The 24,439-nt window shown below is 68.7% G+C and carries 26 protein-coding genes; 6 read left to right on the forward strand and 20 right to left on the reverse strand.

The annotated features are described in order from the left end of the window. The first annotated feature begins 267 nt into the window (after positions 1-267). From AC1C2U_RS16950 to AC1C2U_RS16965, 4 genes are read left to right on the forward strand one after another with little or no spacing between them, the layout of a single operon-like run. Complete coding sequence (locus AC1C2U_RS16950) at positions 268-1,518, forward strand: ABC transporter permease subunit (RefSeq protein WP_495362946.1); 1,251 nt, start codon at positions 268-270, stop codon at positions 1,516-1,518. 13 nt (positions 1,519-1,531) lie between these two features. After that, a complete protein-coding gene (locus AC1C2U_RS16955) occupies positions 1,532-2,512 on the forward strand; it encodes a branched-chain amino acid ABC transporter permease (protein ID WP_495362947.1) in 981 nt (326 codons plus the stop codon). Next, on the forward strand, positions 2,502-3,413 hold the full coding sequence (locus AC1C2U_RS16960) for an ABC transporter ATP-binding protein (protein WP_495362948.1): 912 nt from the start codon (positions 2,502-2,504) through the stop codon (positions 3,411-3,413). The genes AC1C2U_RS16955 and AC1C2U_RS16960 overlap by 11 nt, the downstream gene beginning before the upstream one ends. Next, complete coding sequence (locus AC1C2U_RS16965; RefSeq protein WP_495362949.1) at positions 3,400-4,173, forward strand: ABC transporter ATP-binding protein; 774 nt, start codon at positions 3,400-3,402, stop codon at positions 4,171-4,173. Before AC1C2U_RS16960 ends, AC1C2U_RS16965 begins: the two co-directional genes overlap by 14 nt. A gap of 221 nt (positions 4,174-4,394) precedes the next feature. On the opposite strand, the gene AC1C2U_RS16970 is transcribed toward AC1C2U_RS16965, so the two are convergent. The 4 genes from AC1C2U_RS16970 to AC1C2U_RS16985 all read right to left on the reverse strand — a co-directional run bounded on the left by AC1C2U_RS16970 (position 4,395) and on the right by AC1C2U_RS16985 (position 7,712). Next, positions 4,395-5,699, reverse strand: coding sequence for an ABC transporter substrate-binding protein (locus AC1C2U_RS16970; protein ID WP_495362950.1), 1,305 nt, complete (start codon positions 5,697-5,699; stop codon positions 4,395-4,397). 256 nt (positions 5,700-5,955) lie between these two features. Then, the gene (gene rarD / locus AC1C2U_RS16975) at positions 5,956-6,912 is read right to left on the reverse strand and encodes an EamA family transporter RarD (protein WP_495362951.1); all 957 of its coding nucleotides are present in this window, start codon (positions 6,910-6,912) and stop codon (positions 5,956-5,958) included. Between the two features lie 220 nt (positions 6,913-7,132). Next, entirely contained in the window at positions 7,133-7,429 is a 297-nt protein-coding gene (gene groES / locus AC1C2U_RS16980) for a co-chaperone GroES (RefSeq protein WP_495362952.1), read from the reverse strand. A 127-nt stretch (positions 7,430-7,556) separates the two neighbouring features. Next, a complete protein-coding gene (locus tag AC1C2U_RS16985) occupies positions 7,557-7,712 on the reverse strand; it encodes a hypothetical protein (protein WP_495362953.1) in 156 nt (51 codons plus the stop codon). 39 nt (positions 7,713-7,751) lie between these two features. Between AC1C2U_RS16985 and AC1C2U_RS16990 the strand changes: the two genes are divergently transcribed. Beyond that, a complete protein-coding gene (locus tag AC1C2U_RS16990) occupies positions 7,752-8,939 on the forward strand; it encodes a class I SAM-dependent methyltransferase (RefSeq protein ID WP_495362954.1) in 1,188 nt (395 codons plus the stop codon). A gap of 90 nt (positions 8,940-9,029) precedes the next feature. On the opposite strand, the gene AC1C2U_RS16995 is transcribed toward AC1C2U_RS16990, so the two are convergent. The 10 genes from AC1C2U_RS16995 to glmS form a co-directional block, all read right to left on the reverse strand. After that, on the reverse strand, positions 9,030-9,554 hold the full coding sequence (locus tag AC1C2U_RS16995; protein WP_495362955.1) for a DUF4190 domain-containing protein: 525 nt from the start codon (positions 9,552-9,554) through the stop codon (positions 9,030-9,032). Positions 9,555-9,564: 10 nt separating this feature from the next. Beyond that, entirely contained in the window at positions 9,565-10,305 is a 741-nt protein-coding gene (locus AC1C2U_RS17000) for a DUF4190 domain-containing protein (RefSeq protein ID WP_495362956.1), read from the reverse strand. Between the two features lie 7 nt (positions 10,306-10,312). Next, the gene (locus AC1C2U_RS17005) at positions 10,313-10,855 is read right to left on the reverse strand and encodes a DUF4190 domain-containing protein (protein ID WP_495362957.1); all 543 of its coding nucleotides are present in this window, start codon (positions 10,853-10,855) and stop codon (positions 10,313-10,315) included. Between the two features lie 105 nt (positions 10,856-10,960). After that, positions 10,961-12,064 (reverse strand): tRNA (adenosine(37)-N6)-threonylcarbamoyltransferase complex transferase subunit TsaD, encoded by a 1,104-nt coding sequence (gene tsaD, locus AC1C2U_RS17010; RefSeq protein WP_495362958.1) that lies wholly within the window; start codon positions 12,062-12,064, stop codon positions 10,961-10,963. After that, entirely contained in the window at positions 12,061-12,648 is a 588-nt protein-coding gene (locus AC1C2U_RS17015) for a GNAT family N-acetyltransferase (RefSeq protein ID WP_495362959.1), read from the reverse strand. The genes tsaD and AC1C2U_RS17015 overlap by 4 nt, the downstream gene beginning before the upstream one ends. Further along, positions 12,645-13,280, reverse strand: coding sequence for a tRNA (adenosine(37)-N6)-threonylcarbamoyltransferase complex dimerization subunit type 1 TsaB (gene tsaB, locus AC1C2U_RS17020; RefSeq protein WP_495362960.1), 636 nt, complete (start codon positions 13,278-13,280; stop codon positions 12,645-12,647). The genes AC1C2U_RS17015 and tsaB overlap by 4 nt, the downstream gene beginning before the upstream one ends. A 10-nt stretch (positions 13,281-13,290) precedes the next feature. Continuing rightward, positions 13,291-13,836 (reverse strand): tRNA (adenosine(37)-N6)-threonylcarbamoyltransferase complex ATPase subunit type 1 TsaE, encoded by a 546-nt coding sequence (tsaE, locus tag AC1C2U_RS17025; RefSeq protein ID WP_495363113.1) that lies wholly within the window; start codon positions 13,834-13,836, stop codon positions 13,291-13,293. Further along, on the reverse strand, positions 13,836-14,981 hold the full coding sequence (gene alr / locus AC1C2U_RS17030; RefSeq protein WP_495362961.1) for an alanine racemase: 1,146 nt from the start codon (positions 14,979-14,981) through the stop codon (positions 13,836-13,838). The genes tsaE and alr overlap by 1 nt, the downstream gene beginning before the upstream one ends. Further along, the gene (locus tag AC1C2U_RS17035) at positions 14,978-15,346 is read right to left on the reverse strand and encodes a holo-ACP synthase (protein ID WP_495362962.1); all 369 of its coding nucleotides are present in this window, start codon (positions 15,344-15,346) and stop codon (positions 14,978-14,980) included. The genes alr and AC1C2U_RS17035 overlap by 4 nt, the downstream gene beginning before the upstream one ends. A 22-nt stretch (positions 15,347-15,368) precedes the next feature. Then, entirely contained in the window at positions 15,369-17,219 is a 1,851-nt protein-coding gene (glmS, locus tag AC1C2U_RS17040) for a glutamine--fructose-6-phosphate transaminase (isomerizing) (RefSeq protein WP_495362963.1), read from the reverse strand. 88 nt (positions 17,220-17,307) lie between these two features. Between glmS and coaA the strand changes: the two genes are divergently transcribed. After that, positions 17,308-18,264, forward strand: a complete 957-nt coding sequence (gene coaA, locus AC1C2U_RS17045; RefSeq protein WP_495362964.1) for a type I pantothenate kinase — start codon at positions 17,308-17,310, stop codon at positions 18,262-18,264. Between the two features lie 123 nt (positions 18,265-18,387). Here coaA and glmM read toward each other — a convergent pair whose 3' ends face one another. The 6 genes from glmM to AC1C2U_RS17075 form a co-directional block, all read right to left on the reverse strand. After that, positions 18,388-19,749, reverse strand: coding sequence for a phosphoglucosamine mutase (gene glmM, locus AC1C2U_RS17050; protein WP_495362965.1), 1,362 nt, complete (start codon positions 19,747-19,749; stop codon positions 18,388-18,390). Positions 19,750-19,772: 23 nt separating this feature from the next. Continuing rightward, positions 19,773-20,258 (reverse strand): 30S ribosomal protein S9, encoded by a 486-nt coding sequence (rpsI, locus tag AC1C2U_RS17055; RefSeq protein WP_495352960.1) that lies wholly within the window; start codon positions 20,256-20,258, stop codon positions 19,773-19,775. A 43-nt stretch (positions 20,259-20,301) separates the two neighbouring features. After that, positions 20,302-20,748, reverse strand: coding sequence for a 50S ribosomal protein L13 (gene rplM / locus AC1C2U_RS17060; protein ID WP_495352959.1), 447 nt, complete (start codon positions 20,746-20,748; stop codon positions 20,302-20,304). 220 nt (positions 20,749-20,968) lie between these two features. Next, a complete protein-coding gene (gene truA, locus AC1C2U_RS17065; protein WP_495363114.1) occupies positions 20,969-21,856 on the reverse strand; it encodes a tRNA pseudouridine(38-40) synthase TruA in 888 nt (295 codons plus the stop codon). A 350-nt stretch (positions 21,857-22,206) separates the two neighbouring features. After that, positions 22,207-23,262: a GNAT family N-acetyltransferase gene (locus tag AC1C2U_RS17070; protein WP_495362966.1), complete on the reverse strand. Its 1,056-nt coding sequence runs from the start codon at positions 23,260-23,262 to the stop codon at positions 22,207-22,209. An 89-nt stretch (positions 23,263-23,351) separates the two neighbouring features. Then, entirely contained in the window at positions 23,352-24,389 is a 1,038-nt protein-coding gene (locus AC1C2U_RS17075) for a GNAT family N-acetyltransferase (RefSeq protein ID WP_495362967.1), read from the reverse strand. Positions 24,390-24,439: the final 50 nt, after the last annotated feature.

A 24,439-nucleotide genomic window follows, 5' to 3' on the forward strand; every position in this document is an offset into this window, starting at 1 on the left:
GAGTTTGCATCTGAGCCATTCCCGGATAACAATCGAACGCCGTTTGCCTCATGTGCGAAACGTATGAGACATAATCGGCACGTACTGTCGACGACGTTGTCGACAGTAAAGGACCGAACCCTGACGGCCACCAGCTCGAGGGGCGCCCTTGGAGGTGCAGTGAAACCCACACGAATGCTCGCCCAACGGTCTCCAAGGAGGTGGCTCGTCCTCCTCGGAATCCTTTTGTCCGCACTCACTCTGTCCGGCATCGCAGCGTCCCCTGCGATGGCGGAGGATGGGAGTACGGCCCAGGCCACCGAGCAGGCAGAGCCGACAGAAGAGCCCGAAACGGAGTTCGAGTACCACTTCCGTGGAAACGTGCAGTACGACGGTGAACCCCTCGAGGGTGTCCAGATCACGGTCGAGGGCAACGGCTTCGAGGCCGAGACCGAGACCGACGCCGACGGACGGTGGGAGGTGGGAATGCCCGAGAAGGAGGGCACCTTCATCGTCACGCTCGACGAGGACACGCTTCCCGAGGGTGTCATCGTCGCCGAGGAGGGCGGCGCAGAGCGCGAGGCGACGTTCGGGCTGACGCGCAACGCGTCGGTGAACTTCTTCCTCGGCCAGGGCGAGCGCGTCACCGTCAGCTTCTGGGACCAGTTCTTGGAACGTGCAGTGAACGGGCTGAACTTCGGGTTGCTCCTCGCGCTGGCGGCGGTCGGGCTCTCGCTGATCTTCGGCACCACGGGATTGTCCAACTTCGCCCACGCAGAGCTGATCACGTTCGGCGCGCTGATGACGTTGACCTTGGGGAGCACTCTCGCGCTGCCTATCTGGCTCGCCATCATCATCGCGGTGATCCTCAGTGGCTTGCTCGGTTGGGGACTCGATGCTGCGATCTGGAAACCTCTCCGAAAGAAGGGCCTCGGTCTCATCCCGCTGATGATCGTCAGCATCGGTCTGTCGCTCGCTTTGCGGTACACCTACCAGTACTTCTACGGCGGCCAGACCCAGCAGCTCGTCGGCGCGACGGGCGTCGCCCGATTCTCGCTCGGCCCGATCTCGCTCAGCTGGATCGACGTTGCGAGCATGGCGACCAGCGTCGTCGTACTGCTCGCCGTCGCCTACTTCCTGTTGCGGACCCGCATCGGAAAGGCGACCCGGGCTGTTTCCGACAATCCCAGCCTCGCCGCCGCGAGCGGCATCGACGTGAACTTCGTCATCCGCATCGTCTGGGTACTCGGCTCAGCGCTGGCCGGCTTGTCGGGGATCCTCTGGGCGTATTTCCGGCCGGGTGTCAGCTGGGACATGGGCTTCCAGATCCTGCTGCTGGTCTTCGCCGCGGTGACGCTCGGTGGCCTCGGCACCGCCTTCGGTGCACTCCTCGGCGCCGTCATCGTCGGACTCTTCGTCGAGTTGTCGACGCTGTGGCTGCCAAGCGACATGAAGTACGTCGGTGCGCTGGTCATCATGATCGTGGTGCTGTTGTTCCGACCACAGGGCATCCTGGGTCGTCGAGAGCGAATCGGATAGGAAGGGGAAGACCATGGACTGGGGAGCAATCTTCGGAAACGCGGCCGTCGAGCTGATCAGCCCGACCACTGCTGCATACGCACTTGCCGCACTGGGTCTGGCGATCCACTTCGGCTTCACGGGCCTCCTGAACTTCGGTCAGGCAGGGTTCATGCTGCTCGGCGCATACGGATATGCGATCCCGGCTCTCAGGCTGGGCTGGCCGGTGTGGGCGTGCATCCTCACCGCGGTCGCGACATCCATCGTGTTCGCGCTCGTACTCGGCATCCCGACGCTGCGCCTGCGCGCCGACTATCTCGCAATCGTGACGATCGCCGCCGCCGAGGTGCTGCGGCTGATCTTCACGACCAACGAATTCCAAGCGGTCACGGGCTCGGCGAACGGACTCTCGGAGTACCAGACCGGGCTCCTGGCGTTCAACCCGTTCCCGCCTGGGCGATACGGCTTCGGCCCGTTCATCTTCGACAATCGTGTCTGGTTCTTCCTCGTGCTCGCGTGGATCATCGTCGCCATCGCCGTGGTGCTCACGTGGCTCCTCATGCGCAGCCCGTGGGGCCGCGTCCTCAAGGGCATCCGTGAAGACGAAGACGCGGTGCGCGCGCTCGGCAAGAACGTGTATTCCTACAAGATGCAGAGCCTGATCATCGGCGGTCTCTTCGGCACCTTCGCCGGCATGATATTCGTCATGCCACGCGCGGTCGTGCCGTCGTATTTCCAGCCGACGCTCACGTTCTTCATCTACGCGATCCTGCTGCTCGGCGGGGCCGCGACCATCCTGGGGCCGATCCTCGGGTCCATCGTGTTCTGGGTGCTGCTCTCGTTCTTCTCGGGCTTCATCGCCCGTGCAGTCGAGGCCGGGTGGCTGCCCTTCATGACGCAGGTGCAGGCCGGTCAGATCCGGTTCATCCTCGTCGGAGTGGCGATCATGTTGATAGTGGTGTTCATGCCACAAGGCATCCTCGGAAACCGAAAGGAGCTCGCTTTTGTCAAATGAACAAGCCTCCTCGAAGCCGGTCAAGTCGACCGGGCTCCACGTCGGCGACCCGGCGCCCGGAGTCAAGAAGGTCGACCCGATCCTGGTCGCCGACAGCGTCAAGCGAACGTTCGGCGGCCTCATCGCCGTCGACGTCGAGCACGTCGAGATCCCCCGCGGCGCGATCACCGCACTGATCGGGCCGAACGGTGCCGGCAAGACCACGTTCTTCAATCTCCTGACCGGATTCGACCGGCCGGACACGGGCACCTGGTCGTTCGAAGGACGACCGCTCGCCCACGTGCCGGCCTACCGCGTGGCACGCATGGGCCTGATCCGCACCTTCCAGCTGACGAAGTCGCTCGGCCTCCTGTCGGTCATGGACAACATGAAGCTCGGCGCGAAGGACCAGATCGGTGAGAATCTGTTCCGCTCGCTCATTCCCTCGCTCTGGCGCAAGCAAGACGGTGAGATCGAAGAGAAGGCGCTCGATCTCCTCACCCGGTTCAAGCTCGACGCGAAGAAGGACGAATACGCGGCGAGCCTGTCGGGCGGGCAGCGGAAGCTCCTCGAGATGGCCAGGGCGCTCATGAGCGACCCGACATTGGTCATGCTCGATGAGCCGATGGCCGGGGTGAACCCCGCGCTCACCCAGTCGCTGCTCGACCACATCCTGAACCTCAAGGCCGAGGGCATGACCGTGCTCTTCGTCGAGCACGACATGCACATGGTGCGCCACATCGCCGACTGGGTCATCGTGATGGCCGAGGGTCGTGTCGTCGCCGAGGGCGATCCCCACGTGGTGATGGAAAACCCGGCAGTCATCGACGCGTACCTCGGGGCCCACCACGATGCCGACCTCGGCAGCACCGACAGCGAGCACATCGAAGTACTGAAGGAGCTCATCGATGACGAACAGTAGCCCAGCACCGGCGGTCGCCGAGCCGCCGGCCACCGATCTCGTCGTCGACGTGCGCAACGTCGTCGCGGGGTACCTGCCCGGAGTGAACATCCTCAACGGATGCTCGCTCACGGCCGCGCCCGGCGAGCTCATCGGCATCATCGGCCCGAACGGCGCCGGAAAGTCGACGCTCCTGAAGGCGATCTTCGGTCTCGTGAAGGTGCGCGAAGGCGGCATCTACCTGCACGGCGAAGAGATCACCAACCTCCAGGCGAACAAACTCGTCGCGCAGGGCGTCGGTTTCGTCCCGCAGACGAACAACGTGTTCCCCTCGCTGACCATCCAGGAGAACCTCGAGATGGGCATGTACCTGAAGCCGAAGGGCCTCAAGGAGCGGCTGGAGTTCGTCACCGAGATCTTCCCCGAACTCGCGAAGCGTCTCGGCCAGCGTGCCGGCTCACTCTCGGGCGGAGAACGGCAGATGGTCGCCATGTCGCGCGCACTCATGATGGGTCCCCACGTGATGCTGCTCGACGAGCCCTCTGCCGGGCTCTCGCCCGTGCGGCAAGACGAGGCGTTCCTCCGGGTCAAGGAGATCAACAAGGCCGGCGTGACGACCATCATGGTCGAGCAGAACGCACGCCGCTGCCTGCAGATCTGCGATCGCGGATACGTGCTCGACCAGGGCCGCGACGCCTACCACGGCACGGGCCGCGAGCTGTTGAACGACCCGAAGGTCATCGGCCTCTACTTGGGAACGCTGGGCCAAGACGACGACTGAGCACGGCACGACACGAAGAGGGGCGGATGCTGCGGCATCCGCCCCTCTTCGCATGCCACGGCTGCCGCGAAGGTCCCGGCCGAAACCCGGGCCCCGCACCAGTCGCAGCCGGCACTCGCAGCCACCGCACGCCGCCACCGCCCGCAACCACCGCACACCGCCACCGCACGCAACAGGGCCCCGACCGAAGTCGGGGCCCTGTCGTTCACTCACTCAGCGGATCAGCCGTCACCGATGCGCTCGTAGGTGTTGTCCTCGAGGTACTGGAAGATGCCGATGGTGGCTTCCGTCGGGTCTCCGTTCTCATCGAAGGTGATCGGGCCCGAGGGGCCGTCGTAGTCGATCTGCTTGCCCTCTTCGAGGAGCGCGACGCCCTCTTCGTAGCTCGTGACCTTCTCGCCGTCGCCTGAGCCGCCCGAGACCTGACGCAGGTACTTGGCGATCTCGGGGCCCTCGGTGCTGTTGGCCGCGTACGCCGCCAGCGAGAGAAGCACGACCGCGTCGTACGACTCAGCCGCGTAGCTGAAGTCGGCCAGCGCGGGGTCGACCTCGAGCAGACGGTCGGTGAAGTCACCGAGCGTTCCAGTGTCGAGACCGGGGAGCGTGCCCTTCGAACCGGCCACGAGGCCGGGGGCGAAGTCTGCACTGTAGTCCGACAGGTTGCCGTCGACGAAGTACAGCTGGTCATTCGGGTAGCCCGCACCGACGAGCGCCGGCGTGATGATCTTCGCCTGGTCGAACGTGATCAGTGCGATCGCGTCGGGGTTGGCAGCCGTCACTTCGGCGATCTGAGCGTCGAAGCTCGAGTCGCCCTCGTTGAAGAGCGCCTCTGCGACGACTTCACCGCCGGCCGCCTCGAAGGCGGTCTTGGTGAACTCCGCGAGACCCGTGCCATAGGAGTCGTTCAGCACGATCAGGCCGAGCGTCGCGTTGCCGTCTTCGGCGATCAGGTTGCCGAGCACCTCGCCCTGGAGCACGTCGGAGGGAGCGGTGCGCCAGAAGAGTCCGTTGTCGTTGTACTCGGTGAAGTCGGCCGAAGTGTTCGCCGGCGAGAACTGGATGACTCCTGCAGCGACGATCTGGTCGATGACGGTCTTCGAGACGCCCGACGACGCTGCACCGATGATGGCCGACACGTCTTGCGAGAGGAGGTCGGTCACGGAGACGGTCGCGGTGTCGGTGGTGGTGTCGCCCGAGTCGCGGAAGATGATCTCGACGCCGAGACCGGAGTCCGCGACCGCGTTGACGTCATCGGCACCGAGCTGAACGCCGGCCTCTTCGGGCGGGCCGAGGAACGCGAGCGCACCACTCTGCGGAAGGATCGTTCCGAGCTTGAGCGACAGGTCGCGCTCGCCCTCGGCGATGGGCAGCGCGTCGCCGGTGTCGGCAGGTTCGTCGGAATCGGCGGGGGCGGGGGCACCCGAACTGCACGCGGTGAGGAGAAGGGCACTGACGCCAGCGATGGCGATGCCCGTCCAGGCTGCGCGAGCCGAGCGCGAGGCCGAGGCCTTCGCGAATACGCTCATGTTGCTCCTTGGGACTGAAGGAAATTGGTACACAATGCAGCGCCATGGTGACGCCGTTGTTTGACAGTATTCCGCGCCAATGGCGGAAACAAGTCAGGGCGGTCACAACCGTGTAACACCGCGGCAATCGTTATCTCGCCGACACCTCCCCCCGATACGGCGCACGGAATCAGCGAGGAGGCCCCTATTCGCGCGGAATTCGCGCGTCAGCGGCATCCGCTCGCCTGCTCGGCGCCCGGCCCGCGCGGAAGGGGGGTCACACCGGCTCGACGACCACCCGTCTCGACGCGCGGACCCCGCGGAGCAGGTCGATCGTCAGCACGATGAGCGCCACCCAGACGAGCCCGAAGCCGATCCAGCGCTCGAGCGGCATCGGCTCGTGCAGCACGACGACGCCGACGAGGAACTGGATGAATGGGGCGAAGTACTGGATGAAGCCCATGAAGATGAGCGGCAACCGTCGGGACGCCGCCGCGAAGAGCAGGAGCGGCACCGCGGTGACCGCGCCGAGGCCGATCAGCAGCACCGTGTGCCAGACGCTCACCGTGCCGATCGTGAGCCCCGTCGTCATGGCGACGAACACGAGCTGCACGACGGCGAGCGGTGCGAGCCAGACGGTCTCGATCGTGAGCCCGGAGACCGCGTCGACCTTCGGGCCGACACGCTTCTTGATCAATCCGTAGAAGCCGAACGAGAACGCGAGTACGAGTGCGATCCACGGCAACTGACCGTAGCCGAACGCGAGCACCACGACCGCGACGATCGAGATGCCGACCGCGATCCACTGGGTGAGGTTGAGGCGCTCGCGCAGCACGAGCACGCCGAGGAAGACCGTGACGATCGGGTTGATGAAATAGCCGAGTGAAGCCTCCACGACCTGGTTCGAGAGCGTCGCGTAGACGTAGGTCTGCCAGTTGATGAAGATCAAGATGCCGGCGAGCCCCATGATGAGCACGATGCGCCGATCGCGGAAGAGCACGGCGAGAGGTCGCCAGGCGCGCGTGATGGCGATGAGCAGGGCGCAGAACACGACCGAGAACAGCACTCGCCAGGCCACGATCTCGAACGGCCCGGCAGGCGCGAGCGCGATGAAGTAGATCGGGAGGAATCCCCACAGCCCGTATGCGCCGATCGCGAAGAAGAGGCCCGAGCGGCTCACCCCCGTAGAGGGATGCGCCGGAGGGGACGTCTCGATCTCGGGGCTGGATGACACCAGCACAGACTACGCCCGGCCGGCACCCCTCGAGCGTACGGTTCCGGTCGCTGCACCGCCCGCATTCCGACACGAACGGCACGCAAGATGGGACGGTAAGCGAGGAGCCGCGAACGCGAACGAGCGGGTGACCGGATGCCGCGACATCCCATCACCCGGAACGACGACGAGGCCCGGATGCCCCCACTGGGCATCCGGGCCTCGGATGAATCGTGTCGCCCTAGCGGACGACGACTGCGAGCACGTCGCGAGCCGACAGGACGAGCAGGTCGTCGCCGTCGAACTTCACCTCGGTGCCGCCGTACTTCGAGTAGATCACCTTGTCGCCGACCGCGACGTCGAGCGGGATGCGGTTGCCGTTGTCATCGATGCGACCGGGGCCCACTGCCACGACCTCGCCCTCCTGGGGCTTCTCCTTGGCAGTGTCGGGGATGACCAGACCCGATGCGGTGGTCTGCTCGGCGTCGACCTGCTTGATGACGATGCGATCCTCGAGCGGCTTGATGGAAACCGACACGGTTGACCTCTTTCTTGACGAAGACTGGTTGGCAGCCTCAGAGCGAGAGTGCTAAGCCGAGTCTAGGCCCGATTTGGCACTCGTGCAACGTGAGTGCCAGCCCGTTCAGCCATAGGCGAACGCTGCCTCAGCGCGATGCCAGCGTGGCCGCCGGGCTGCGGATCAGCAGCGCATCGCTCAGCCGGCGACGCGATGCCAGCGTGGCCGCCGGGCTGGGGATCGGCATCGCTCCGCCGGCGATGCGATGCGATGCCAGCGTGGCCGCCGGGCTGCGGATCAGCATCGCACCGCTCCGCCGGCGATGCGATGCTAGCGTGGCCGGGTGGATCGCGCTGAACTCGTCGAACTGCTCTCGCCAGAGGGCCTCACGCTGCTCGACGGGCTGCCCGAATGGGACTCGAAGGCCGACATCGTCAAGACCGTCGCCGACCTTCGCAAGCAGGGGCATCGGCCCAGCCTCGTGGCCGCCGTGCTCAGCCAGGCCAAGCTCCGCGGGAAGGCTGAGGCGAAGTTCGGCCCGTTCGCCTCGCGGATGCTGTTCACCGAAGCCGGTCTCGAGCAGGCGACGCGGTTGAAGGTCGCGGCGCTGCACGCCGGGCGCTTCTCGCGGGCCGGTGTCGGCCATGTGGCCGATCTCGGCTGCGGCATCGGCGGCGACGCCCTCGCCATGGCGGCGATCGACCTCGAGGTCACGGCGGCCGAGGCCGATGAGGTCACCGCGGCGATCGCCGCGTACAACCTCACGCCCTTTCCCCGGGTGCGAGTGCTGCACGAGCAGGCCGAGCGGGTCGCTCTCGGCGGCATCGATGGGGCCTGGCTCGACCCGGCGCGACGCACGACCGCAGGCGGCACCACGACGAGAATCACGGATGCCGCCGACTACTCCCCCTCGCTCGACTTCGCCTTCGGGCTGGGTGAGCGCATGCCCACCGGCGTGAAGCTCGGCCCCGGCACCGATCGCGACGTGATCCCCGCAGAAGCAGAGGCGCAGTGGGTCTCGGTCGACGGCGACCTCGTCGAGCTCGGGGTCTGGTTCGGGTCGGTCGCCCGTCCCGGCATCCGCCGCGCTGCCCTCGTAATCCGCGGTGATGCCGCCCAAGAACTCACAGCGGGGGCCGACAGCGAAGATGCACCGGTCGGGCCGCTCGGAGACTACCTGTACGAGCCCGACGGCGCCGTCATTCGCGCGCGGCTGATCGGTGATCTCGCGCGCGCCCACGGTGCCTGGATGCTCAGCTCCGGCATCGCGTACCTCACCGCCGACACCGCGTTCGACTCGCCGTTCGCTCGCGGGTTCCGCGTGATCGAACGGCTGCCCGCCGACGAGCGCCAGCTGCGCCAGGCGTTGGCGGCACGGGACATCGGCACGCTCGAGATCAAGAAGCGCGGCACGGATGTCGACCCCGCCCGACTGCGCACCCGGTTGAAGTTGCGCGGCGCGGCGTCTGCGACCATCGTGCTGACTCGCGAAGCGGGCCGGCACGTCGCCCTGCTCGTCGAGCGGATCTGAGTCGACGCTCGTCGACTGGCCGGCCGAACGGCCGTCACCTTCGCGTGAAGCTTCGGCCGTCAGTCGGCTCGACCTCGGTGCGGCTCGAAGTCAGTGCGGCAGAGCACCGAAGACGATCGCGTAGTAGCCGATCCAGACGGCCGAGAACACGAGCCCGGCGATGCCGGTGCCGATGCCGACGAAGGCCAGCGTGCGGCCCCGTTCCTCGCGGCGAAGACCGAGTACGCCGAAGACGATCGCGGCGATGGAGAGTGGCAGCATCCAGCCCACGAAGAGCGATGCAGCGGCGCCGATGGTGCCGACGACGGCCGCGATCCAGCTGAACACCCGCCGTTGAGTCTGCTCTTCGACGGCCTCGGTCGGGTCGTTGCCCGGCCGATGCACGATGAGCAGCTGCCCGGTGGAGATCGATCGGAGCTGACCTGTGTCGAACGGGACGTCGAACTCCCGCACCGCGGGGTCGACACGGAACGTCGGTTCGGCGGGTTGGAACGGCGCCAAGGGCTCGAGCGACCTCGCACGCTCGTCGCTCGCACCGTTCGACCCGTCGTCGCGAGCCCCGGGAGAGCGGTCGGGGGTCTCGCCGTCGGGCGAAACCCCCTCGCGCTCAACCACGGATCGCTCCTCAGTACCCGTAATAGCTGTCGTAGCCGGAGAAGACGACGCCCCACAGGACGAACGAGAGCAGTGCGATGGCGATGCCGACGAATCCGAGGATGATGCCGGTCAGCCACATGCCCTTCGCTGCAGGCTCCTTCTTCTTGCCGAGGAAGCCGAGCACGACTGCGGCAGCCGGAATGAACAATTGCAGCACGCCACCGACGAACGGAATGAAGACGACGAAGAAGCCGATGAGGCCCACGATGCCCGCGATGAGCGAGATCAGGCTGAACACGGGTGTCGCCTTCGCGGGTGCGGCGGTGCCGTAGGCGGGTGCGCCATAGGCGGCCGGTGCCGGTGCACCGTAGGCGGGCTGGCCCGGTGCACCGTAGGCGGGCTGGCCCGGAGCACCGTAGGCCGGCTGCGCGGGCGCACCGTGCCCCGGTGCCGGCGCGCCGGCGGGCGGAGCGCCGTAGGCGGGCGGCGGGGGCGGGGGCGTCGGAGCGCCGTAGCTCGGCGCCGCGGGGGGCACCGGAGGTGCGGGCGGGGCAGGCGGCTCGGGTGCGGCCGGCGGTTCAGGCGCCGACGGCACTTCGGGCACGTCGGGCGTCGACGATGCCGGAGCTGCCGCAGCGGCGTCGACCGGCACGATGGGCTCGGGCGCGCTCGGAATCTCGGGCTCGGGAACGTTCGGCGTCTCGGGCTCGGCGGGCACCTCCGGGACGTCTGGCAGATCGGGGACGTCGGGGTTCTTGGGATCACTCATGGTTGCCTCAGTACCCGTAGGTCGTGCCGTAGTTGGCGAACACCGCGAACGCGATGATCGCGAGGATGACGAAGATCACGCCGACCAGGATGCCGACGAAACCGAGGATGATGCCGGTCAGCCACATGCCCTTCGAGGCCGGCTCCTTCTTCTTCGCGATGAAGCCGAGCACGACGGCGGCGATCGAGAACAGCAGACCGAAGTAGAAGAACGAACCGATGAGGCCGACGATGCCGCCGACGAGGGAGAGGATGCTCAGCACCTGCGACGGCTTGGCCGACGCGTCTCCGTAGGCGGGCGCTGCGGGCGCGGGCTGGCCGTAGGGCGGCGCGGCAGGTGCCGGCTGGCCGTACGCGGGCGCCGGAGGCGCTGCAGGGGGCGCTGCAGGGGGCGCGGCGGGAGGAACGGGCGCGGCGGCGGGCGGCACCGGCGGGGCGGGAGGAACGGGCGCGGCGGCGGGCGGCACCGGCGGGGCGGGGGGAACCGGTGCAGCGGGCGTCTCCGCCGGCACTGCGCCGTCGGGCTGCTCAGGAAGGTTCGGATCGGTCACGGTGGGTTCTCCTCGATGCTGTGGAATACGACCCCGCCACGATGACAGGCGCTCCCGGGCGCTGTCAACGACAGTGGCATCCGGTCTCGTGATCACACTATCGCGCTACGTACGGGGCTGCACGGATTCCGACGCACGTGACGACGCGGACTCGGCCGCCATCTGGATCTCGGTCGCCGGCAGGGTCGAGTCTGCACCGAAGTCGAGCGTCGACGGCGGATGCCCCGCCATCACGAGTTGCGCGCCGAGTGCGGCGATCATCGCGCCGTTGTCGGTGCAGAGCGACAGCGGCGGAATGCGCAGTGCGACACCCGCGGCATCCGCTCGCTCGGTGGCCAATTCGCGCAGGCGGGCATTCGCCACGACGCCGCCGCCGAGCAGCAGGCGCGGCACACCCAGTTCGGTGCACGCCGCGACGGCCTTCGTCACGAGCACATCGGCGACCGCTTCGCGGAAGCTCGCAGCGACGTCGGCGACCGGCACGGGCTCGCCGGCCGCTTCGCGCTGCTCGACCCATCGAGCGACGGAGGTCTTCAGGCCCGAGAAGCTGAAGTCGTAGCGGTGCTCCGCGAGGTCTTTGGGCTGGGTGAGTCCGCGTGGGAACCGGATGGCTCGCGGGTCGCCGCCGATCGCGGCCCGATCGATCTCGGGCCCGCCGGGGTAGGGCAGCCCGAGGAGCCGCGCCACCTTGTCGAAGGCCTCGCCCGCGGCGTCGTCGATGGTCTCGCCGAGGAGCTCGACGTCGGAGACGAGGTCTCGCACGAGCAGGAGCGAGGTGTGCCCGCCCGAGACGAGCAGCGCGACAGTGGGCGTCTCGAGCGGAGCCGCAGTGTCGAGCAGGTCTGCGCCGACGTGCCCGACGAGATGGTTCACTGCGTAGATCGGCACGTCGAGGGAGATGGCCAGCGCCTTGGCGGCGCCGACGCCGACCATGAGCGCGCCCGCGAGGCCGGGGCCACTCGTCACCGCGATCGCGTCGAGATCGGCGAAGGTGACGGATGCCTCGGCGAGCGCCGCCCGGATCGTGGGCCCGAGCGCCTCGAGATGTGCACGCGCGGCGATCTCGGGCACGACGCCGCCGTATCGGGCGTGCTCCTCCATCGAGGAGGCGATCGTGTTGGCGAGGAGCGTCGTGCCGCGCACGATGCCGACACCGGTCTCGTCGCACGAGGTCTCGATGCCGAGGATGAGCGGGGCGTCGCGGTTCATCGAGTCGCCCCTGCGCCGCCCGCAGCGCGCTCGCCCGCGTCTTCGGCGGCGGGGCGGGTGACCGCCGACGGCACCGTCAGCCGCATGTGCACCGCGTCGATGCCGCGCCGGTAGTATCCACGGCGCACGCCGATCTCCTCGAAGCCGAGCGAGTCGTAGAGCGCACGGGCGATGGGGTTGTCGGCGCGCACCTCGAGGAAGAGCTCCGAGACATGACGGCGTCGAGCTTCGGTGATGAGCGCGTGCATGAGGCCGCGGCCGAGGCCGATGCCCCGGGTCGACGGTGCGACCGCGATCGTCTGGATGTCGCCCTGCCCGCCGCCGGCCGGAGCGAGGAGGCCGGCGTAGCCGAGCAGGCCACCGGCGGGATCGGCATCGGCATCCGGATCGGCATCGCGATCGGGGCGAGCGTCGCGCTGGGCTTCGATCCGGTCGTCGACGGCCACCAGGTAGTAGCCGTGTTCGCTCTCGATCTCACGGCGCATGGCGTCTTCGGGCCAGGCATCGGCCTCGAAGGTCGCGCGCTCGAGCACCATGATGCGCTCGAGATCGTCGGTCGTCGCTCTCCGCATGAACACGCTCATCGCAGCACCTTCTTGCCGGCCGACGGGGTGACATCGGGTGCTCGCAGGTAGATCGGCTCGTCGGGCGTGAGCGGCAGGCGACCGGCGGCGAAAGCGAGTTCGGCGAGCATGCCGACCGCGCCCGCCGAGACGATCGCGGCATCGAAGCGGATGCCGCGTGGCGCGGGCACCTCGTCGCGTGGCGCGAGTTCGGGGCCGCTGACCCGCACGGGCAGTCCATCACCGTCGAGTCCGTCGTACTCGGAGATCGCGAACTCGCGACGTCGCGCGTCGGTGACCACCTGCAGCAGGCCTGCGTCACCCGCGCGGTACCGGGCCAAGGCGATCGCGTCGTGGCTCACGACCGGCACGAACGGGCGGCCGATGCCGAGTGCGAATGCGTGCGCTGCGGCGATTCCGACGCGCAGGCCGGTGAACGGCCCGGGCCCCATTCCCGCCGCGACACCCGACAGGTCGCGTGGTTCGACGCCGGCGCCGGCGAGCGCGTCACGGATGAATCCGCCGATCACCTCTGCGTGGCGCATGGTGTCGTCGGTGCCGGTCTCGAAGAGACAGCGCGGCTCACCGCTCGCGCCGTCTCGATCGACGACGGCGACACTCGTACCCGTCGAGGTGTCGATCGCGAGGAGCATGACCTCAAGCCTACGCGGGCGCGGCGTACGCAGTGTCGGCCCAGCGGGGCCCGCGGCCGATCACCGTGACCGTTCGCGGCTCGTCGGCATCGAGTGCGGTGCGGTCGAGGCCGTCGCCCGTGGCATCCATGCCGCCCGTGCCGCCGACCGGCCCAGCGGTATCCGCGATGCTCGCGCCCGTCGGCCGCTCGATCACGACCTCGAGCCATGAATCGGTGACGTCCTCCACGAGCCCGCCGCCCCATTCGACGACGACGACGGAGCGATCGAAGTCGAGGTCGAGGTCGTCGAGCAATGCAGCGCTGCCGAGCCGATAGGCGTCGACGTGCACGAGCGGGGCGCCGCCCACGAGGCTCGGATGGGTGCGAGCGAGCACGAAGGTCGGGCTCTGCACGGGCCCGCGTACGCCGAGGCCCGCGCCGATGCCGCGGGTGAGTGTGGTCTTGCCCGCGCCGAGCGGGCCAGTGAGCACGACGACGTCGCCCGCGCGCAGCACTGCCCCGAGCTCACGACCGAACGATTCCATCGCGGGGGTGTCGACCGCCTCGAACCGCATCACGCCCCGCCAAGGTAGCGGCGCGGCACGCGCGGCCCGATGCGGGTCACGATCTCGTAGCCGATGGTGCCTGCGGCATCGCCCCAGTCGTCCGCCGACGGTGCACCCGTCTCGGGGTCGCCGAAGAGCACGACCTCGTCACCCGTCTCGACCCGGTCGTCGCCGACGTCGACGACGAACTGGTCCATCGCGATGCGGCCGACGACGGGGCGGCGCGCGCCCGCTATCCAGACCTCTGCCCGATCGGAGGCCTGGCGGGGAACCCCATCTGCATACCCGAGCGGCACGAGGGCGAGCGTCGTCGCACGCGCGGCGCGCCAGATGTGGCCGTACGACACACCGGTTCCGGGCTCGACGCGGCGCACGGCGGCGACGCAGCCTCGGAGCGTCATGGCGGGTCGCAGCCCCAGATCGGCGGCGGTCGTGCCGTCGCCGAACGGCGGGATGCCATACGCACCGATGCCGATGCGCACGAGATCGAAGCGAGCGGCGGGCACGCGCAGCGCTCCCGCGGTCGAGGCGAGATGACGCACCTCGGCGCGCAGTCCCGCCGCCGCTGCCTGCTCGAGGCCGCGTTCGAAGGCGGCCAGCTGGCGCGCATCCTCATCGGGAGAGGTGTTCGCGAGATGGCTGAACAGGCCGCGCACTCGGATGCGGCCCGCACTCTCGAGCCCCGCCGCGAGTGCGACCGCCTCTGGCCAGTGCTCGGGGGCGACGCCGCTGCGACTGAGACCGGTGTCGAGTTTCAGGTGCACGGCCGCCACGCGGTCGACGGATGCCGCGGCATCCGCGATGGCCTGAAGCTGATCGATCGACGAGACGCCGAGGTCGATGTCGCGCTCGATCGCGGGGCCGAACCTCGCGCCGGGGTCGTGCAGCCACGCGAGGAGCGGCGCATCGATGCCCGCGTCGCGGAGCTCGTGCGCCTCGTCGATGTCGGCGACACCGAGCCAGTCGGCACCGCCCGCGAGAGCCGACCGAGCCACCGGTACCGCGCCGTGCCCGTAGGCGTTCGCCTTCACGACCACCATCGTCAGCGCCGGCGCCACGACGGCCGCGAGTGCGCGGATGTTCTCGCGTACGGCGTCGAGATCGACGACGGCTTCGCGGAACGGTCGCAGCGAGGCATCCGTCGGCCCGCTCACGAGGCTCCTCCTGCCCCGTTCTCGAGCACGACGAAGGCACTCGCGATGCCGGCGTCGTGACTCATGGAGACGTGGACCCGATCGATGCCGAGGTCATGGGTGAGTTGCGCGATGGCGCCAGACAGCTCGAAATCGGGGTTGCCGTGCTCGTCTTGCACGACCCGCATGTCGTGCCACCGGATGACCGGGTTCCCTCCGAGCGCCTTGATGAGCGCCTCTTTCGCGGCGAATCTCGCGGCGAGCGACCGCGCAGGGCGGCCCCGTTCGCTCTCAGCGAACAGTCGGTCGCGAAGTGCGGGAGTGCGCGTCAGCGAACGCTCGAAGCGGGCGATGTCGACGACATCGATGCCGATCCCCGCGATCACGGCGCCACCTCCCGCGCCCCGTTCACTCGACCGTGACCGACTTCGCGAGGTTGCGGGGCTGGTCGACATCGAGCCCCTTCGCCTGCGAGAGCTCCATCGCGAAGATCTGCAGCGGCACGACGGCGAGCAACGGCTCGAAGAGCGGCGCCGCGAGCGGGATGCGAAGCACCTCGTCCGCAAACGGCAGCACTGCGGCGTCGCCGGCCTCGGCGATCGCGATCACGCGGGCGCCGCGGGCGCGGATCTCCTGGATGTTCGAGACGACCTTCGGGTGCAGGGCTGCGGAGCCTCGCGGGCTCGGCACGACCACGAAGACCGGCTGGCCCGGTTCGATGAGCGCGATCGGGCCGTGCTTGAGCTCACCGGCAGCGAAGCCCTCGGCATGGATGTACGCGAGCTCCTTGAGCTTCAACGCACCCTCGAGCGCGATCGGGTAGCCGACGTGACGGCCGAGGAAGAGCACCGAACGGGTGTCGGCCATCCAGTGCGCGAGCTGCGCGACCTTCTCGGACTCGGCGAGCACGACCTCGAGCTTCTCGGGCACCGCCGCCAGCTCGTCCAACTGCGTCGCGAGCGCGTCGGCGGAGAGCGTGCCCCGCACCCGTGCGAGATGCAGGCCGAAGAGGTAGAGCGCCGCGATCTGCGCGACGAACGCCTTCGTGGAGGCCACAGCGACCTCGGGCCCGGCGTGCGTGTAGACGACCGCATCGGACTCACGGGGAATCGTCGCGCCCTGCGTGTTGCAGATCGAGATCGTTCGCGCTCCGTGCTCACGCGCATACTTCACGGCCATGAGCGTGTCCATGGTCTCGCCCGACTGGCTGATCGAGACGACGAGCGTGTCAGCATCGAGCACCGGCTCGCGATAGCGGAACTCGTGGCTGAGCTCGACCTCGACCGGCACCCGTGCCCACTGCTCGATCGCGTACTTCGCGACCATGCCCGCATAGGCGGCGGTGCCGCACGCGATCACGGTGATGCGACGGATTCCGCGAAGCTCCTCATCGCCGAACGACTCGAGTTCGGGAATCACGACCTGACCGTCGACGACGCGGCCGAGCAGCGTGTTCCGCACGGCCTCGGGCTGCTCGGAGACCTCCTTGCGCATGAACGACGACCAGCCGCCCTTCTCGGAGGCGGACGCGTCCCACGCGACGTCGAACGGCTCGACCTCGACCGGCTGCCCGTCGAAGTCGGTGACCACGACATCGTCGGCAGTGATCGTCACGATCTGGTCCTGGCCGATCGCCACGGCTCGCTTCGTGTACTCGACGAAGGCCGCGACATCCGAACCCAGGAAGTTCTCGCCCTCGCCGAGACCGATGACGAGCGGGGAGTTGCGGCGTGCGCCGACGACGACGCCGGGCTCGTCGCGGTGCACGGCCAGCAGAGTGAACGCGCCATCGAGTCGGGACACGATCCTGCGGAACGCCTCGCGCAGATCGCCGGTCGCCCGATACTCCCGGCCGAGGAGAACGGCGGCGACCTCGGTGTCGGTCTCGCTCTCGAAGACGAAGCCCTCGCCTTCGAGCTCGGCCTTCAGCTCGGAGAAGTTCTCGATGATGCCGTTGTGGATGAGGGCGAGCCGGCCCTCATCGCCGAGGTGCGGGTGCGCGTTGCGATCGGTGGGCCCGCCGTGCGTCGCCCAGCGCGTGTGTCCGATGCCGGTGCCGCCTCGATGCAGCGGGTTCGCGGCGAGCTCATCGGCGAGCATCTGGAGCTTGCCGGCCCGCTTCGCGGTCTCGATGGCACCGTCGTCGTCGACGACCGCCACTCCCGCTGAGTCGTAGCCACGATATTCGAGGCGACGAAGGCCTCCCATAAGGACGTCGAGGCTGTTGCGCTCTCCGACGTATCCGACGATTCCACACATGGGAGCGATTGTACTGGCGCTGCGCTGTGCACTCCCCCGCCGTCGCGGCCCGAGCGCCGTCGCCCGAGCGCCTGACTACACTGGCACGGTGCCTGATCCGCAGAGCCAGTCGTCGCCCGCGGCGCAGATCTCCCCGTTCATCGAACTCGATCGGGCCGACTGGGCCGCGCTCGCACCGTCGATGCCCTCCCCATTGCGCGAGACCGAGATCGTGCAGCTGCGCGGTCTCGGCGAACCGCTCGACCCCCGAGAGGTCGCCGAGGTCTACCTGCCGCTCAGTCGGTTGCTGAACCTCTACGTCGGCGGTACGAAGTCGCTGCACAAGGTCACGAGCGAGTTCCTGCGCGAGCGCTTCGAGTCGACGCCGTTCGTCATCGGCGTCGCCGGCTCGGTCGCCGTCGGCAAGTCGACGATCGCCCGATTGCTGCGCGAACTCCTCGCTCGCTGGGAGCACACGCCGCGCGTCGAGCTCATCACGACCGACGGGTTCCTCTTTCCGAACGCCGAGCTCGAGCGACGCGGCCTCATGGCCCGCAAGGGATTCCCCGAGTCGTACGACCGGCGTGCACTGCTCCGCTTCGTGAGTGAGGTGAAGGCGGGCGCCGCCGAGGTTCGCGCGCCGTTCTACTCGCACCTCGCCTACGACATCGTCAGCGATGCGCAAGTCACCGTGCGTCGGCCCGACGTGCTCATCGTCGAGGGCCTGAACGTGCTGCAGCCTCCCGGCCCCGGGCATCGTCTCGCCGTGAGCGACCTCTTCGACTTCACGATCTACGTCGATGCGCGCACGAGCGACATCGCGCGCTGGTACGAAGAGCGCTTCCTGAAGCTCCAGCGCGGCGCCTTCGCGAACCCGCGTTCGTACTTCCACCGCTACGCGAACCTCACCGAAGCCGAAGCGCGTGCCCGCGCGCGCGAGATCTGGCACTCGATCAACGAGCCGAACCTGCTGCAGAACATCCGGCCGACGCGGTCGCGCGCGTCCCTCGTGCTTCGCAAGGGCTCGGATCACACCGTCTCGAGCGTGCTGCTGCGCAAGCTCTGACGCGCGCGGCGCAGGGATGACGCACCCATCTCGCGCCGAACGTGCAGTCGCCGCCCATCCACGGGCGAAACGTGCACTCTCGACGCGAACCGCAGCGGCCGAGCACCCGCCGAACGGCCTCGACTACAGCGCGAGCTGCGCCAGCACCACGGCAGCGAGCGTCGCGGCGTGCCGCTCCGCGACGTCCTGCTCGGCGGCTTCGACCATGACGCGCACCATCGGCTCGGTGCCGGAGGGACGCAGGAGGACCCGCCCGGAGTCGCCGAGCTCGGCCTCGACGGCGGCGACTGCCGCAGCCACCTCCGCGTCGTCGCCGAGCGCGTGGTGGTCGACACCGCGCACGTTCACGAGCACCTGCGGGTAGACCGTCATCACCGAGGCGAGCTCGGCGATCGTCTTGCCGGTGCGTGCCATCTCGGCCGCGAGGTGCAAGCCGGTCAGCACACCGTCTCCGGTCGTGGCGAACTCGCTCATGATGACGTGGCCCGATTGTTCCCCACCGAGCGCGAGCCCCTCGGCCGCGAGCGCCTCGAGCACGTAGCGATCGCCGACCTTGGTCTCGACGACGCGGATGCCCTGTTCGGCCATCGCACGGCGCAGGCCGAGGTTCGACATGACCGTCACGACGAGCGTGTCGTCGGTCAGTGTGCCGCGTTCTTTCATCGACACCGCGAGGATCGCCATGATCTGGTCGCCATCGATGACCTTGCCGTCGGCGTCGACAGCGAGGCAGCGGTCGGCGTCGCCGTCATGGGCGATGCCGAGGTCGGCCCCGTGCTCGACCACGGCCGCCTGGAGTTGCTCGAGGTGGGTCGACCCGACGCCGTCGTTGATGTTCATGCCGTCGGGGTCGGCGCCGATGACAACGACGTCGGCTCCGGCGTCGGTGAACGTCTCGGGCGAGACGCCGGCGGCAGCGCCGTGCGCGCAGTCGAGCACGACCTTCAGGCCGTTGAGCCGGTGGGGCAGCGTGCCGAGCAGATGCACGACGTAGCGGTCTTCGGCATCGGCGAAGCGGCGGATGCGGCCGACGCCGTCGCCGACCGGAGCGAGCTTCGGCCGGCCGAGGAAGGACTCGATGCGGTCCTCCACCTCGTCGGGGAGCTTCGTCCCGCCGAACGAGAAGAACTTGATGCCGTTGTCGGGTGCGGGATTGTGCGATGCCGAGATCATCACGCCGAAATCGGCGCGGATCGAGTCGATCAGGAACGCGGTAGCCGGCGTCGGTATGACACCGGCATCGAGCACGTCGACCCCCGAGGCGGCGAGGCCGGCCGACACGGCGGCGGTGAGGAATTCACCTGAGACGCGCGGGTCGCGCGCCACGACCGCGACGGGCCGCCGGCCGGCGGCTCGACGCTCTTCTGCGTGCCGCCCCTGAGTGAGGACGGCGGCAGCAGCCTGAGCGAGGCCCAGGGCGAGGTCAGCCGTGAGTTCACGGTTGGCCAGGCCCCGGACCCCGTCGGTTCCGAAAAGCCGAGGCATCTACGGAGATCCGGGCGCTGAGATCAGCGCTTCGAGAACTGCGGCGCCTTGCGGGCCTTCTTGAGACCGGCCTTCTTGCGCTCGATGACGCGAGCGTCACGCGTGAGGAAGCCCGACTTCTTGAGCGTCGCACGGTTGTTCTCGCGGTCGATCTCGTTCAGCGCACGAGCGATGGCGAGGCGCAGCGCGCCGGCCTGACCCGAGGGACCGCCACCCGTGATCTTTGCGACCACGTCGTAGGAGCCGGTGAGCTCGAGCACCGTGAAGGGATCGGTGATGAGCTGCTGGTGCAGCTTGTTCGGGAAGTAGGCCGCGAGCTCGCGACCGTTGACGGTGATGCTGCCGGCGCCGGGAACGAGGCGCGCACGGGCGATCGCCTGCTTGCGGCGACCGACGGCGGCACCGGGCACGGTGAGCACGGGGCGGGGGGTGCTGGGAGCTGCCTCAGCGGCGCTCTCGGTGGTGTAGCTCTCGGGAGCCGCTTCGATCTGGTCTGCGATCTTCGCCATGGTGGTGTGAATCCTTATTTCGAGAACGTCGAGGGTGCCGGAATTACTGGGCGACCTGGGTGAGGGTGTACGGCTTCGGCTGCTGAGCCGAGTGCGGGTGCTCCGGCCCGGTGTAGACCTTCAGCTTCTTGAGCTGGGCCCGACCGAGCGAGTTCTTCGGGAGCATGCCACGGATCGCCTTCTCGACGGCGCGGACGGGGTTCTTCTCGAGAAGCTCGGCGTAGCTGACGGCCTTGAGGCCGCCCGGGTACCCCGAGTGGCGGTAGGCCTTCTTCTGCTCGAGCTTCTGGCCGGTGAGGGCCACCTTGTCGGCGTTGACGATGATGACGAAGTCACCGGTGTCGACGTGGTTCGCGAAGATCGCCTTGTGCTTGCCGCGCAGCAGGGCTGCGGTGTGGCTCGCGAGGCGACCGAGCACGATGTCGGTTGCGTCGATGACGACCCAGTCATGCTGGATGTCGGACGGCTTGGGAGTGAAAGTGCGCGTCACGGAAGTGCTGCTTTCTGATCGAGTGAGGGGTTCGTGAATCCCACTCCGGTGGGTGTTCGCCCGCGATGCGTTCGAACGCCCTGGTGGAGGGCTCAACTTCGCATGTCGCCGCAGAGGACGACACCAAAGGGAAAGCTTAGCGGGTCGAGGCGCGGGCGTCCAATCCCCCGGATGAGCCGCCGCCTGCGTCAGCACAGTCCTGCATCAGCACAACCCTGAATCAGCGCAACCCTGCGTCGATCGGATGCGCCCGGAGCGCACGCCGCGCACGGGTCTGCGCCGCCCGCGTCTCGAGCTCGTCGTCATCGGGGTATCCGACCTCCGTCAGCACCAGGCCCTTCGCGGGCATGACCTTGAAGGCGCTCGTTCGCTGCGCCGCACGAAGCAGTTCCATGGGCGATTCCACACCCAGACGCCCCTCGCCCACCGCGACGACCGCGCCGATCAACGCGCGCACCATCGAGCGGCAGAAGGCGTCGGCCTGCAGCGACGCCACGAGCACGCCGTCTGCGTCGCGGCGCCACCGGTAGGACTGCAACGTGCGGATCGTCGTCGCCTCGGCACGCGGCTTGCAGAACGCCGCGAAGTCGTGGAGGCCGACGAGCGACTCGGCCGCGGCCGACATCGCCCGTTCGTCGAGGGCACGCGGGATGGCGACGGTGCGACGGCGCTCGAGCGGGTCGCGTCGAGCGGATGCATCGGCGACGCGGTACTCGTACCGGCGCCACATCGCCGAGAAGCGGGCGTCGAACCCATGAGGCGCGCGATCGATGCTGTTGACGACGACATCGGCGCCGGCCCCGAGGATGCCGGTGAGTCGTCGTGCGAGCACACCCGCCTCGCTCGCCACCTCGGCCGGGTGCCCTCGTCGCGGCCGCGTCACCGCCCGCAGCGCGTCCAACGGAACATCGAGGTGCGCGACCTGCCCGACCGCGTGCACCCCGGCGTCGGTGCGCCCGGCCACCATGAGCCTCGGAACAACGCCCGTGCGCCGGAACAGGGTCGCGAGCCCGGCTTCGAGCACCCCCTGCACCGTGCGCTGACCGGGTTGGCGGCTCCATCCGTTGAAGTCGGTCCCGTCGTAGGCGATGCCGAGCCGAAGGCGCACGACGGATGCCTCGGTGCCGCCGGTGCCCGCCGCGGCCGGGTCGCTCGCCTCGCCCGCGGGGTTCGCACCGCCCGCGGGGTTCGCACCGCCCGCGGCATCCACTCGTTCGATCACCGAACCAGCCTAGGGTCCGCAGTCACCGTCTCGCGCACTCCCAGGGCGCTGCCGTCTCGGCGCATGCCTCCTGGGATGGCAATGCGACGACGACCCGCGCACCAGGGCCGCCGACGGTGAGCATCACGACCCCACCAGTCACGAGCACCCAACCCGCCCCGTGCCGACTGTGGGCAACGAGACCGTTGAGCGGATGCCGCGAGATGGAGAGGATGGAGTGCCGCCGGCAAGCGCCGTCAGTACTCACGCACGTGACTCACATGGGTGTGTGCGGGCGCGAAGCCGATGCCCTCGTAGAGAGCGAGAGCCCCGCTCGGGTTGGCCGCGTCGACGGTGAGGGTGGCGCGCTGGAGTCCGGCATCCCGTGCAGCCTGCAGGTGCCGCGCGAGCAAGGCCTGCGCAATGCCTTCACCGCGGCGATCGCGCACGACGCCGACGAGCTGCACGTAGCTCGAGGAGAATCCCTGCCTCTCCCAGTCGCCTTGGTTGAACAACGCGAGCACGAAGCCGACCACCCCCGCCCCGCTGGACCCGGTCGACTCGTCTGGCGCCTCCGCAACGGCGACGAACGAGAGTTCGGGAGCGAATCTCTCCGAATGCACCATCGATGACCACTCCTCGACGCTCCTCGACTGGCTGCCCCAGTGGTCGCGGAATGCGTCGTTTCGCGCGACTCGCGTCGGCTCGGTGAGCTCGTCACTCCAGCCTGCGATCGTCACGTCGACCGGATGATGGAACATGGGGAGCGGCTCGGAGAGGTCCCGCTCGAGGATGAAGAAGTGCCTCGTAAGCGGTTGTCCGTGCCCCTCGAGAAGCGCGGAGGCATCCGGCGACCGTTCATCGGCATACGCCATGATCCAGCCGGGCAGCGTCGAGTCGCTGGATCGCAACTGCTGCCGCGCCCGTGCGAGTTGCCACTGAAGCAGGGCGGCACCGAGGCCGCGTCGGCGCACGGCGGGGTGCACCGAGCCGAGGACGATCGAGCGCACGAGCGTCTCCTGCCCCGGCGGCATGACCGCCGTACCGTATGCGAGCACGTCGCCGCCAGGTCCGGTCGCGAGCATGGTGTCACGAACGGCGTCGATGTGCGACAGCTCGAACGGCTCGCCGACCTCGTCCCTCGTCTCGACCCAGTCGGGGTGATCCGTTGCGGCGACGGCGGCGAAGAAGACGAGCACGGCATCGATGTCAGCCTCGGTCGCCGGGCGCCACAGGGCATCCGGATGCTGCGGAGTCTCGACGTCCTCTGCGGGAACCCGGTCACTCAGCCGTACGCTCTGCTGCTCGCTCATCCGCTCATCCTGCCGAATCAGGCCGGTCGACGCGATCCGACGCGACGTCTCCGCGACGTCGTGTTCGTTGCACGAAGGACGTCGGAGCGCTACACCACGATCGTGTAGCTGGTCTCGCGGGTCGCCGCTCGGAACCCCATGCGCTCGTACAGGGCTAGCGCACCGGTGGGGCTCGCGGCGTCGACCTCGAGCGTGGAGTACTCGAGCCCTGCGGCACCGGCAGCCGCGAGGTGGGTCGCCAGCAGCGCCTTTGCGATGCCGCGCCCGCGTTGGCCGCGCACGACGCCGACGAGTGGCACGTGCGCACTCGAGAAGCCCTGCCCGGCCCAGTCGTCTTCCTTCACTTCGGCGAGCACGAACCCCACGACACGGTCGCTCGCCTCTTCGACGGCCACGACCGAGAGATCGGGTCGGAACACCGCGCTCGAGGCGAAGGCCCGCCATTGCTCCTCGGATGTCGGCTGGCTGCCCCAGTGATCGCGGAACGCGTCGTTGCGAGCCTCTCGCACCTCGTCGATCCGCGATGACGTCAGCATCTCGATGCGAACACCGTCGCCGGGACCAGCATCATCGATCGGCTCCCCGAGATCTCGGCGCAAACCCGCGAAGTACCGCGCCGCGCCGAACCCCGACGACTCGAACAGCGGACCGGCCCCCCGCGCGCGGTCGTCGGAGAAGGCCATTATCCAGCCGGGAAGCGGCAGATCGGATGCCGCGAGCTGCTGTTCGCCCCGCGCACGCTGCCAGGCGAGGAGCACTCGGCCGATGCCCCGCCGACGCAGTTCGGGATGCACGCCGCCCGCGAGGATCGTGCGCACGAGCGTGTCGTGCTCCGGCGGGTGGTACGCGATGCCCCACGCCACCGCCCGACCGTCGGCATCGAGCGCGACGACCGTGTCGAGCTCGCGGTCGACGAACGACATCCCGAGGTCGTCGGCGAGCTCCTCGCGCGGCACCGCGTACTCGGGATGGTCGGCCGCCGCCATCGCCGCCTCGAGTGCGACGAGCAGGTCGAGGTCGTCATCGCCGACCGGACGCCATGTCACGACGTCGGGATGCGAAAGGGGCGGGAGCGTCTCGGGAGCCGCGATGCGCTCGGAGAGCGGCGGCAAGTCGTGCTCGGTCACTCATTCAGCCTAGACGGCGACACGTGCGTGGCACGCAGAAGGCCCCGGTG

It is taken from the genome of Agromyces sp. Y575 (assembly GCF_059445445.1).